The sequence below is a fragment of the Sphingomonas sp. C3-2 genome (genome assembly GCF_033025475.1).
GTDB lineage: Bacteria > Pseudomonadota > Alphaproteobacteria > Sphingomonadales > Sphingomonadaceae > Sphingobium_A.
Window position 1 is genome coordinate 3341554 of record NZ_CP130322.1, and the last position, 12326, is coordinate 3353879.

The following is a 12326-nucleotide window of genomic DNA, read 5'->3' on the forward strand; positions in this document are numbered from 1 at the left end:
GGAGGCGGTTCGATGGACCTCGATGTTTCGGAACTGGACGGGGCCTGCCACTGCGGCGGCGTGAAATTCCATGTCCAGCTGAAAAACGGGCTGCGCACCGCGCGGCGCTGCACCTGCTCTTATTGCCAGATGCGCGGCGCGGTCGCCGTATCCGCCGCGCTGGGCGGGCTTACCATCACCGAGGGGCAGGATCTGCTCACGCTCTACCGGTTCAACACCGGCACCGCGCAGCATTTCTTCTGTTCGCGCTGCGGTATCTACACCCATCATCAGCGGCGCTCAAACCCGCAGGAATATGGCGTCAACGTCGCCTGTCTGGAGGGCCTCGGCCCGTTCGATTTTCCCGAAGTCCCCGTCAATGACGGGGTCAATCACCCCTCCGATCCCGGCAATGCGCCGCGCCTTGCGGGCTGGCTTCGCTTCGAACCGGCGGGCTAGGCGGGGCCTGAGATGCTTTTGGTTCGAACAAAGCTTGCACGGCCTATCCCCCCGGGCGTAGGGGAAGATAACGTCGATCGGATCGGTGTCAGCGCGGGTGATGATCCGCGCAAGGGCATCGCAGAGATACGCATAGGGGGTGATGCCCAGCAGCAGGTTTCAACCTGAAGCAGCGTTTTGAGGCAGGGCACCTCACGATAGAGAGCGTTAGGTAAAAGCGATGGAATGGGTTCCGATAGTCTTCGTTATATTCAAGGTTGGCGCGTTCGGCACCTGCATGTTCTTCGCCATCAAGTGGCATTACGATAAGGACAAGCAGAAGAAAAACGAAGCCAAACGATCGCAAGCGCCCGTCGAGCGCGCGCCTGACGCTTCAGAGTAATCGGCCGATATTCAAAAACTAACGCGCGCGACCTGCGTCCGTTCTCACATCGCGAACGTCAGCCGTCTCGCCCCACCAGCGCGTGAACGCCGCGCGTTCGTCCGCCGTCATGTGCAGCCCCAGCTTGCTGCGGCGGTACAGGCAGTCCTCGGCGCTCTGCGCCCATTCGCGTGTGCGCATCCAGTCCGCCTCCAGCGCGGTGAACCCGGCGCCAAGCGGGGTGCCCATGTCCGCCGCGCTGCGCACCGCCGCCAGCATCTCGTACAGCCTTGTGCCATAGGCGCGCGCCATCCGGTCGGACCTTGCATCGCCCAGAAACGGCCAGCGCGCGCGCACGTCCGCCAGAAAGGCCGTAAAATCGGCGATATCGCCGCCCGGAAAGGCGCGACTGCGGGTCACCCGTTGCGCGGCGAACCCCATGGCGGGCGCCAGACGTTCCAGCGCGTCCTCCGCCAGATGCCGCGCGGTGGTAATCTTGCCGCCGAACACGCTCAGCAGCGCGGGGCCGTCACCGTCCAGCTCCAGCACATAATCGCGCGTTACCGCCTTGCTCTCCTTGGCGCCGTCATCATAGAGCGGCCGCACCCCGGCATAGCTTGAGGCGACGTCGCCCGGCCCGATCTTTGCGGTGAAATAGCGGTTCGCCGCCGCGCAGAGATAGGCGATCTCATCGTCCGTAATCCGCGCGTCCCCGGCCGTCTCCACGGCAATATCGGTGGTCCCGATCAGCGTCTGGCCTTCCCAGGCGATCGCGAAGACGATCCGGCGGTCGGGCTGTTGCAGCATATAAGCGTGCTGCCCCTCGAACAGGCGCGGCACCACGATATGGCTGCCCTTCACCAACCGCACCCGGCTCGTGCTGTGTCCGCCCGCGCTTTTGAGCACCTCGGTCACCCAGGGCCCGCCCGCATTCACCAGCCCGCGCGCGGCCACCATGCTTCCGTCGGACAGCCGCGCCTGCCACTGCTCCCCGTCGCGCGCAGCAGAGATCAGCGCCACATGCGTGCGGATTTCCGCGCCATTTTCAGCGGCGTCGATCGCATTGGCCAGCGTCAGCCGCGCATCGTCTACCTGGCAGTCCGAATAGACGAACCCCCGATGCACGTCCTTCAGCGGCACGGTATAGGCCGCATCGCCCCGCCGCAGCCCGCGTGATCGGGGCAGGCTGATCCGCCCGCCGATCCAGTCGTAAAGATACAGCCCCAGCCGGACGAGCCACCAGGGGCGCACCGCATGCGCATGGGGCAGCACGAAGGGCAGCGGGTGGATGAGGTGCGGCGCCGCCGCCAGCAGCCGCTCGCGCTCCTTCAGCGCCTCGCGCACCAGCGCGAATTCATAATATTCCAGATAGCGCAGCCCGCCGTGAATGAGCTTGGTCGAGGCGGAGGAGGTGTGCGCCGCCAGATCGTCGCGCTCGACGAGCAGGACCGACAGCCGGTTCAGCGCCGCCTCGCGCGCAATGGCGGTTCCGTTGATGCCGCCGCCGACGATCAGGAGATCATAGTGCATCGCTATCTTCTTAGCCGTTGGACGTCGGCCTGCGAAAGCCTATGTGAGCAGAATGTCTAAGCAAAAGCGCGGCACGCTGCCGACCCCCAAACAGATTCTCGATTTCATCACGAAATCCGATCAGCCCGCCGGCAAGCGCGAAATCGCCAAGGCTTTCGGGCTGGGGGGCGCCGAAAAGATCGCGCTCAAGGCGCTCTTGAAGGACATGACCGATGAGGGGCTGGTCGATATCGCCCCCGGCCGTGCCTTCCACAAGATGGGCGGCATCCCCAAGGTCACCGTGCTGCGCGTCACCGATGTCGACGATGCCGGGCAGGCCTGGGCCGTGCCCGAACGCTGGGAGGCCTCGGGCCCCGAGCCGCGGCTGCGCGTCAAGGAAAAGAGCCGCAAGGGCGCGCTGGGGGTGGGGGACCGTATCCTCGCGCGCACCGAGGAAGCGGGGAAGGGCTGGATCGCCCATCCGCTCAAGCAACTGGCGCGCGGCTCCGAACTCATCATGGGGGTGCTGCACGATGAAGGCGGCAAGCTCTGGCTGAAGGGGCTGGACAAGAAGGAACGGCGCGACATGGCGGTGTCCGATGCGGGCGGCGCCGAGGCGGGCGATCTCGTCCTCGCCGAAAAGACCGGGCGTCCGCCGCGCATCACCGCGCGCGTCACGCAGCGTCTGGGCGATCCGTTTGAACCGCGCAGCTTCTCGCTCATCGCGATCCACAAGCTCGGCATCCCGCACATCTTCTCCGAAGAGGTGATCGCAGAGGGGCGCCGCGTCGCTGATTACGACATCACCAAGGACCGCGAAGACCTGCGCCATCTTCCCATCCTTGCGATCGATCCCGTCGACGCGCGCGACCATGACGATGCCGTCTGGGCCGCGCCCGATGAGGATCCCGCGAACAAGGGCGGCTGGCAGGCGATCGTCGCCATCGCCGATGTCAGCTTCTATGTCCGCCCCGGCTCGCCGATCGATCGCGAGGCGCGCCGCCGCGGCAACAGCGTCTATTTCCCCGATCGCGTCGTGCCGATGCTCCCCGAAAACCTCTCGGCCGATATGTGCTCGCTGAAGGCGGGCGAAGACCGCGCCGCCATGGCCTGCCATTTGCGGATTTCGAAGGACGGGGAGATCAAGTCCTGGCGCTTCACCCGCGCCATCGTCCGGCTCGCGGCGAACATCGCCTATGAAAACGCGCAGGCCGCGATCGATGCCAGCGCCGCATGCGCCGGCGGCACCGAGGTGTCCTCTTCGCCCTGCAGCCTCGATCCCGCCGATCTCGCGGGGCACGGCGTCGATGCCGCGCTGGTCGAAGGCGCGCTCAAGCCGCTCTGGGCGTGCTGGCGCGCGCTCAACAAGGCGCGCGAGAACCGCGAGCCGCTCGATCTCGATCTGCCCGAACGCCGCGTTGTGCTCGATGAAATGGGGCGCATCCTCTCGGTCGCCCCGCGCGAACGGCTCGATGCGCACAAGCTGATCGAGGATTATATGATCGCCGCCAACGTCGCCGCCGCCAAGGCGCTCGAGGCGAAGAAGGCGCCCGTCATGTACCGCGTGCACGAGCCGCCCGCGCGCGAAAAGCTCGCTGCGCTCAAGGAATATCTCAAGACCTTCGATATCGAATTCGCGCTGGGGCAGGTGATCAAGCCGCAGACCTTCAACCGCGTCATCGCGCGGGTGGGGGATGCCGATTTCAAGCCGCAGGTGATGGAACAGATCCTGCGCACCCAGACCCAGGCCTATTATGCGCCCGAAAATCACGGCCATTTCGGCCTGTCGCTCGGCTCCTATGCGCATTTCACCTCGCCCATCCGCCGCTATGCGGATCTGCTCGTCCACCGCGCGCTCACGGCGGCTTACGGGTTGGGGGACGGCGCGCTCTCGGCCGAGGATGCGGGCGCGATGGGCCGGGTGGGCGAATTGATCAGCCAGCTCGAACGCCGCGCGATGGAGGCCGAACGCGATACCGTCGATCGCTATGTCGCCGCCTATCTCAGCGAAAAGATCGGCCAGATCCTCGACGTGCGGATCACCGGGGTGCAGAGCTTCGGCTTCTTCGCGACGGTGGAAGGGCTAGGGGGCGACGGCCTCGTTCCTGCGCGCGATCTGGGCGACGAATATTTCCGCTATGACGAGGCGAGCCAGAGCCTGATCGGCGACGACACCGAAACCCGCTACACGCTCGGCCAGCGCCTCCAGCTGCGCCTCGCCGAAGCCAACCCGGTCAACGGCGCGCTCCGCTTCGAACTCCCCGAGGGCAGCTACGGCAACACCCGCCCCAAAAGCGGCCGCGACAAACGCGGCCGCCCCATCGTCCGCCGGGGGCGGCCTGCCAATATCCGCCATCAGGGTAAACGGCGTTAGGTGGGGGGAGGGGCACTCAGAAACAGCAGGGTAATGGCAGCGTTTGGCCGATCTCGGAATGGCGACTTACCCCTTAGGAACAGCAGATAGCTGCCTATCGCCTTCCGGTGCGGTGCGTCACCGACTAACGAGATTTTCTGCCGTTCGGAAAGCATCTACACTCTAGCCATTCCGTCTCTTCGCGCCGAGACCGAAACTGCCCCCAATTCACTTAAGGGACTAATTGCATTTGCTGCTAACAACGGCGCGTGCATATGAATTCTCAGCAAGCAAAGGGCAGAGGGTATGACAGAAGGGCAATGGCAGATCGTTATCGGTGTGGCGGCTTTGATTGTGGCTATAATCAGTATCCGCGTTGGCGCGGCGGTTATAAATCGTCGCCATGTCAGTCAGCGACAGCGAACCGCTAAAGGATCAATTTCGATCCAATCAGGCCGGGACACGAAGGTCGATCGTATCAAATGAGCTCACGGCAAGATCAGAGGGTGGGGGAAGGGGCTACCGCTATTCAGAGTCAGCGGGACACCATTATTCATCAAGGCCTTAGTTCCGAAGATGTGCGGACTATTGTGGAGTCGTTGGCCGACCAGATGCCGAAGTTAGCAGCAACCGCTGCAGCCGTGATGGAGGTCAGACTTAAAGCGTTCGAAGAAAGCATAATGAAGCGTTTCGACGAGGATGCTGCAAGCAAGAGAGAGGCCTTTTCTGATCCTGACTTCCAGCACGTTGTCATTGAGGCACAACGCGCCTATGCCCGAACGGGCGATACGGAAACGCATGGAACCTTGGTTGATCTCATCGCCAAAAGGTCGAGTGAGGGCACCGGATCACGCCGCGCTTTTGCAATAAATGAGGCGATTACAATTATATCGCGGCTCACTAGAAATGAAATAAGCGAACTTGCATTCGTATTTTTTTCGAGGTTTACGCAGAATTTTCGAGTCAATAATTTAACCTCATTCTGCGCGCATTTGAATTCATATATAGATGAATTATTGGATGATTTAGAGACTGATCAACAGTCCTACGAATATTTGGTGGCACAAAGGTGTGCCACGATATCCATAGGGGAAATTGGTCTTCTTCAGATTTGGAAGAACGTTTATCCAGGCCTCTTCATGAAGGGTTTTAGTGCTGAACAGGTCGATAAAATCGTTGGGGAGACATCGCCGGATATTAAGTCGCTGCTGGTTCCATCTGTATTCAACCCAGCATGCTACCAACCTCGGGCGATGTCCTTGGAAGTCTTATTGAGTATCCAACGGCCGCCATCAGTTAGCGAGGAAAACGTTCAGCATGTATGGGCCCAGGCCATCGCAGATCTAGCTGACGATGCTGCTATCGTACAGAAGTTGAAGCCGCTATGCCCTCGAATTGAGGAAGTCATCGGCAAGTGGCATTCCACTCCGTTGAAGTCGCTTGATCTCACTACACTTGGTCAAGTCATCGGTCATGCTAGATTGACGCAAATCCCCGATTTCGGAACACCAGATCTCAGTATTTGGATCAAGTGAGCGGAAAGTGGCGGATTCAACAATTCATAACCTGTAATTCTCGTCATAGTGCGGCGAGGTCAGATCCACGCTTGCGGTCGTCACAACCTAGCTGGCCGCACCCACTCATCCCAGTTGGTGGCCGATCATTTCGGCTACCTTACCGGACAGGCGGCTTCCTGGATCGTCAGATGCCGTCTTGAGCGACTGACAAGGGCGCATAGTGGACATTGTGCTTCATGCTGTCAGGCAGCCAAAATTGGTCGTTTTCTATCGGGCCGTTTAAAGCCGTCTGGGTGGTTCAAGTCTACCCGCTTCTTGCACAACATAGCCACTCACCCCCCACATCCCTCAAACTCCCGCCGCAGCGTCTGCACCAGTTCGGCGGCGGGCATATTGCGGGCGAGGGGGGCGCCTTGTCCGGCCCAATGCGCGCCAAAGCGGTGTTCGCCGCGCGCCCTGGCGGCGGCGTGGAGCGCCTTTCCAGCATCATAGGCGATGGGATAATCGGGCGGGGTTCGCCCGCCGTATGGGGCGGCGAGCGCGGTGAAGCGGTTGGGAAGCGCGCGCGCCGGGCGGCCCGAAATGAGCGGCGTCAGCACCGTGTGATACGCGGCTGGCCCCGTCAGCGCGGCGCGATAGCCATCGTCCGCCGCCGATTCCGGGCAGGCGATGAACGCGGTGCCGAGCTGCGCCGCAACCGCGCCGAGATTGCGCGCGGCGGCAATCCCGGCCCCGTCCATGATCCCGCCCGCAGCAATCACGGGCAATCCGGCCTCGCGCACCAGCAGCCGGGTTAGTGCGAAGCTGCCAAGCGCATCGTCGGGTGCGTTTGGATCGAAAACGCCCCGGTGGCCGCCCGCCTCGATCCCCTGCGCGACGACGGCGTCGATCCCCGCCGCCTCGATCGCCCGTGCTTCCGCAAGGCTGGTCGCGGTCGCCATCAGATAGATGCCCCGCGCGCGGAGCGCCGCCAGTGCTTCAGCGGGGGGCAGTCCGAAATGAAAGCTGACGACGGGCGGCGCCAGTTCGATGAGCAGCGCGAGCATGTCGGGGTCGTCGGCAAAGCTCTTGTAGATGGTGCGCAACTGCGCGGGCGGTTCGGCGCCGAATTCGGCGAACCGCGGCGCGAGCCATTCGAGCCATGCGGCCTCGCGCACGGGATCCGCCCTCGCGGTGCCATGGGCGAACAGATTGACGTTGAACGCCCGCGCCGTGCGCCCGCGCACGTCCTCGATCATCGCGCGCGCGCCCGCCGCATCGGTCGCGCCGACCGCGATCGAGCCAAGCCCGCCGGCCTCGCACACCGCAGCCGCCATCCGGGGTGTCGATACCCCCGCCATCGGCGCCTGGATCAGGGGCAGGGCAAGGTCGAACCGCTCGGTAAAGGACATAGGGGCGCCGCATCCATCAATGGGGGATCGCCCCGGTTATGGGGATGGCAGCCCAAGGTGTAAACGCGGCGAAGCGCGCGCGCCTCATGCGGTGCGGCTGGGTTCCTCGGCGGCGTCGCGTTCGATATGCTCCTGGGTGCCGACGGCTTCCCACGGAAAGACGAACCAGTCCTTGGTCACTTTGCGGTCGATCGTCTGTACCGAATAATCGACCTGCTCGATCGAGCTGACATTGTTGATCATCACCGCGACGCGGACGTTGCTAAGATCGCCGCCCGCCGCTTCGATCGCCTCGCGCAGCACGCAGATCGTGTTGCCGCTGTCGTTGATGTCGTCGACCAGCAGCACCTTCTCCCCCGAAGCCGAGCGGAGCGCGACCTCGGCCAGCAACTGCTCGCCAAAGCCATAGATTTTCGAGGAATAGTCGATGGAAAGCATCCGCACATCCATCGCATGCGAAAGATACACCCCCGGAACCAGGCCCCCACGGCCGATCCCGATGATGAAATCCGGAATCCATCCGCTCGCCCGCACCTTTGCGGCAAGGGTGTGGATACCGCTTACGAACTCTTCCTGCAGGATCGGCGTCAATATCGGTGTTGTCATGGCTTTGGCTGCCTTGGCAAATATCTGGTCGCAGGTGCTGCTATCCGATTTCTCTCGCGCTGCAAGCTAATTATTAATGATTTGTAAAAGCGATCAAAGTTATGAATTTCCTCAATTAGTTGCCATGGCCGGGGCGCTGGCAAGCGCATCGCGCGCCTCGATCGTGATCTCGTAGGAACGCTTGCGCGCCTCATGGTCGAACATCTGGCACGCGATGATCAGTTCGTCGGCCTGCGTGCGTTCGATAAAGGCACCCATCTGCCGGCGGATCGTCTCGGGGCTGCCCACGGCCGAGGCATTCAGCATATGATCGAGCAGCGCGACCGAGGGGGGCGGCAGCGTCGCGCGGTAATTGGGCACGGGCGGCGGCAGCTGGCGCGGCTCGCCGGTGCGCAGCGCGACATAGATCTGCTGGACCGATGTGGCGAGCAGCTCGGCCTCGGCGTCGGTTTCGGCGGCATAGACGTTGTACCCGGCGATCACATAGGGGCGCGAAAGCTGGGCAGAGGGGGTGAACTGGCTGCGATAGACGGCGATCGCCTCGTCGAGCTGCGCGGGCGCGAAATGCGAGGCAAAGGCATAAGGCAGGCCAAGCGCCGCCGCCAGATGCGCGCCAAACAGGCTCGATCCGAGGATATAGAGCGGCACATTCTCGCCCGCGCCGGGCACGGCGTGGATGCCCAGTTCCGGGTTGGCGGCGAAATAGGCCTGCAGCTCCACCACATCGCGCGGGAATTGGTGCGGATCGGTGTCGAGGTTGCGGCGCAGCGCGCGCGCGACGCGCATGTCCGATCCCGGCGCGCGGCCCAGCCCAAGGTCGATCCGCCCCGGATGCAGAGCATGGAGCGTGCCGAACTGCTCGGCGATCACCAGCGGCGAATGATTGGGCAGCATGATCCCGCCCGCGCCGATCCGGATGGTCGATGTCCCCGCCGCAACATGCGCCAGCGCCACTGCGGTCGCCGCGCTCGCAATCCCGTGCATGCCGTGATGCTCGGCCATCCAGAAGCGCTTGTAACCCAGCTTTTCGCCGTGGCGCGCCATGTCGAGCGAGTTGTTGAGCGCAACGCCAGCGGTGCTGCCCTCGGCGATGGTCGATACATCGAGAATGGATAATGCCGTCATGGCGCGAATATGGAGAGCCAAGGGCCTAGGGGCAAGCCGCTGGGCTGCGCATTATACCCCCTTTTGCCGCCGCGCTCATGCGGTTGCGCAATGTCGCCCCGTTTCTCCCCATGCCATCTTGGCGGTGATGCCAGACAGGGCCAGACAGGGGACAGCCATGGATATCGCCAGCAACCATCGCCGGGCCGCGGCCGGCTGGCCATGGCGCAGGCCGCCTATGGCGGGGCGCAGGGCCGGGGAGGGGGTGGTGGCGCGCGTCAATGCGCTGCTCTCCGCCGCGCTTGTCGTGATGGCGCTCGCGCTGTTCGGGCGGATCATGGCCTATCCGCTCCAGCATGACGAACAGCTCTTCATGGCGGCGGGCATCCTGCTCTCCGACGGGCGGCTCTATGCCGATCTCGGTTTCAACCATCTGCCCAACTATCCCTGGCTGCTGAGCGGCGTATTCCAGCTGACGGGAACCGACCATTATCTCCTCGTCGCGCGGCTGCTCACCTTCACTTTCTGGCTCGCGGCGGGGGCGGCGCTCTGGTGCATCGCGCGCGATCATGCGCGCAGCCGGCTCGTCGGGCTCGTCGCCATCATCCTGCTGTTCGGCAATGCCACGCTGCTCGGTTCGCCGGGGGTGCTCGCCAGCAACAATTTCGCGCCGATGACCTTCGCGCTCTGGGGCTTCTACGCCTTTCTGCGCGGGGTGGAGGCGGCGCCCTTGCGCCCCGGCCTTGTCGCGCTCGGCGGGCTGCTCCTCTCGCTCGCGATCGGGTTCAAGGCCAATTACGTCTTTCTGGCGATCCCCTTTGCGGTCGCCTCGCTCTTCGTCCCAAGCGGGCTTTCGCTGCCCCGTCGCCTCCTCCTCGTCACCCTGCCGCTTGCGCTGGGCGGGGGGATCGGCGCGCTGCCCACGCTTTATTATCTCCTCTCCGATCCCGCGGGCTTCTTCGCGCACACGCTGTATTATTTCACCGATCTCCACGTCGCGCATTGGCAGGGGCTCGATGTTCCCAAGGTGATGGGGATCGCCGGCAAGGTAATTCTTGCCGAGGGGATATGGCTTTCGGGCAACATCCTCCTCGCGCTCACCGGTGCGCTCGCCTTCCTCCTCGCGCGCGGTCTTGCGGGGGCGGGGGGCTGGCGCCAGCCCTGGCCGATCTGGGTTGCGCTCGCGCTCGTCCTTGCCGGCATGGCGGTCTCCTTCGTGCCCACCCCGGCGTTCCCGCATTATTACGTCCCGCCCATCGCCTTCATCCTGCTGCTCTTCATCCTCGCCTTTGCGCCGCTCCCGGTGGCGCCCCGGCGGATGATGGTGCCGCTGCTCGTCGCGCTCGGGCTGCTCGGCATGGTCGGCGGCGCATCGCGCCTTGCGCCCTCGCTCTTCGATCTCGTGCGCCCCGCGCAGTGGACGGGCCTGCGCATCCACGCCGCCGCCGCCCAGATTGCGCAATTGAGCGGGGATGAAGGCACCCGGATCGCAACGCTAGCCCCGCTCTATGCGCTCGAGGGCGGCCGCCCCATCTACCGTGAACTTTCGGCCGGCCCCTTTGTCTACCGCGTCGCCGCGAGCATCCCGGCGGAGCAGCGCCGCCATTATGCCGCCGTCTCACCCCAAGGGCTGCCCGCGCTCCTCGATGCTGATCCGCCCGCCGCCATTCTCGTCGGGCTTGAGGGGGAGCTGGATGACGGCTTTACCCGCTATGCTCAGGCGCGCGGCTATCGCGAGGTGGTGTTTCCGGGGGCCCGCGCACGCGAGGGCGATCTACGCCTCTATGTCCGCTCGGACGGCGCCGCGGTCGTCACGCCCGACAACTGAGCCTTGCGCCGCGCGCCGCGTGGCTGGCGGTGTGCCATCGGGAAAATCGGGCGTGATCACCAAATTGGTCCAGCGCTCGATGATCGGGTCCATCGCGAATTTGGTGATCGACCGGCGCGCCGCCATGCCCAGCGCGCGGCGCTGCTCGGGGGCAGACAGCAGCGCATCGATCGCGCGGCTCAGTCCGGCGACGCTGTTCTGGGGGACGAGCAGCCCATCCTCGCCGTGCGTGATCATCTCGGCGGGGCCATAGTCGCAGTCAAAGGCGATTGCGGGCAGCCCCGCCGCCATCGCCTCCGCCAGCACATTGGGAAAGCCTTCGAAGCGAGAAGGCAGTACGAAGAGCCCGCTCTGGTGCACCCAGTCGCCAGGTGTCGGGCTCAAGCCCGGAAACGCGATGCGCTCGGCCAGCCCCAGCGACGCCGCATGAGCGACCAATTTGGCGCGCGCCGGGCCTTCACCCCAGATGACAAGCCGCCACGCGGGATGGCGCTGCGCAATCCGGGCAAAGGCGTCGATCAGCCGGTCGAACCCCTTTTGATGCGTCAGCCGGCCCACTGCGGTGATGATCGGCGGCGGATCGGCGGGGGCAGGGATGGTCGCCACTGGGGTCAACACGGGGTTGGGAATGGTCGTCGCGCGCAATCGGTCGGGCGCGGGCAGCGCGGCGCGGCTCGCCTCGGTCTGGATCACGATCTGCCGCGCGCGGCGATACAGCAGCGCCAGCGCGATCTTCCACGCCGGGTTCACCGCCTGCAGCCGCGCATTGTTCCGTTCGGATACGATCACGCGCAGCCCCGTGCCCAGCGTGGCGAGCAGCGTCAGCGCATTGATCTTGGTCAGGAAGGAAATCGTCACATCGGGGGACAAGCGGTTCAGCGCGGCGCGCAGCTGCTGCGCGCGCCCGATCACCGCACCCAGGCCGCTGCTCGGAATGGCGAGGCGGATAAACTCCACCCCAGGCGCAAAGGCGTGGAAAACCGGGTCCTGCGGGGCATCGAAAGCGATGACGCTGACCTGCCAGCCCCATTCCACCCATCTGGATGCGATCAGGCTGACCACGCGTTCGGCGCCCCCGGCGCCAAGGCCGGCCAGTACGAAAGCGATCCGCATGGCGCAAAACTATGCACGGCGCGCTGTCAAACAAGCGCGCCTTGCGACGTAATCCTTAAAGACAGTCAAATTTGCCAATCTCCGAGGTAAAAATCCCCACGCAAAC

The 12326-nt window shown here is 64.2% G+C and carries 9 protein-coding genes; 4 read left to right on the plus strand and 5 right to left on the minus strand.

Annotated features, from left to right (window positions below; genetic code table 11):
* Positions 1 to 12: 12 nt before the first annotated feature.
* Positions 13 to 438, plus strand: a complete 426-nt coding sequence (locus tag QYC26_RS16050) for a GFA family protein (RefSeq protein WP_317513226.1) — start codon at positions 13 to 15, stop codon at positions 436 to 438.
* Positions 439 to 838: 400 nt separating this feature from the next.
* Here QYC26_RS16050 and glpD read toward each other — a convergent pair whose 3' ends face one another.
* Positions 839 to 2329, minus strand: a complete 1491-nt coding sequence (glpD, locus tag QYC26_RS16055) for a glycerol-3-phosphate dehydrogenase (RefSeq protein ID WP_317513227.1) — start codon at positions 2327 to 2329, stop codon at positions 839 to 841.
* 52 nt (positions 2330 to 2381) lie between these two features.
* Here glpD and QYC26_RS16060 point away from each other — a divergent pair, with 52 nt between their 5' ends.
* Both QYC26_RS16060 and QYC26_RS16065 read left to right on the plus strand, forming a co-directional pair.
* The gene (locus QYC26_RS16060; protein ID WP_317513228.1) at positions 2382 to 4682 is read left to right on the plus strand and encodes a ribonuclease R family protein; all 2301 of its coding nucleotides are present in this window, start codon (positions 2382 to 2384) and stop codon (positions 4680 to 4682) included.
* 461 nt (positions 4683 to 5143) lie between these two features.
* Positions 5144 to 6196: an LPO_1073/Vpar_1526 family protein gene (locus tag QYC26_RS16065; RefSeq protein WP_411197611.1), complete on the plus strand. Its 1053-nt coding sequence runs from the start codon at positions 5144 to 5146 to the stop codon at positions 6194 to 6196.
* A 314-nt stretch (positions 6197 to 6510) separates the two neighbouring features.
* On the opposite strand, the gene QYC26_RS16070 is transcribed toward QYC26_RS16065, so the two are convergent.
* From QYC26_RS16070 to QYC26_RS16080, 3 genes are all read right to left on the minus strand, one after another.
* Positions 6511 to 7569, minus strand: coding sequence for a nitronate monooxygenase (locus tag QYC26_RS16070; protein WP_317513230.1), 1059 nt, complete (start codon positions 7567 to 7569; stop codon positions 6511 to 6513).
* Positions 7570 to 7653: 84 nt separating this feature from the next.
* Positions 7654 to 8175: a phosphoribosyltransferase gene (locus tag QYC26_RS16075; protein ID WP_317513231.1), complete on the minus strand. Its 522-nt coding sequence runs from the start codon at positions 8173 to 8175 to the stop codon at positions 7654 to 7656.
* Between the two features lie 111 nt (positions 8176 to 8286).
* Positions 8287 to 9300, minus strand: a complete 1014-nt coding sequence (locus tag QYC26_RS16080; RefSeq protein WP_317513232.1) for an LLM class flavin-dependent oxidoreductase — start codon at positions 9298 to 9300, stop codon at positions 8287 to 8289.
* A 247-nt stretch (positions 9301 to 9547) separates the two neighbouring features.
* Here QYC26_RS16080 and QYC26_RS16085 point away from each other — a divergent pair, with 247 nt between their 5' ends.
* Entirely contained in the window at positions 9548 to 11107 is a 1560-nt protein-coding gene (locus tag QYC26_RS16085; protein WP_317513233.1) for a hypothetical protein, read from the plus strand.
* Here the strand turns inward: QYC26_RS16085 and QYC26_RS16090 are convergent.
* Positions 11054 to 12220, minus strand: coding sequence for a glycosyltransferase family 4 protein (locus QYC26_RS16090; RefSeq protein ID WP_317513234.1), 1167 nt, complete (start codon positions 12218 to 12220; stop codon positions 11054 to 11056). The two genes, QYC26_RS16085 and QYC26_RS16090, sit on opposite strands and share 54 nt — an antisense overlap.
* Positions 12221 to 12326: the final 106 nt, after the last annotated feature.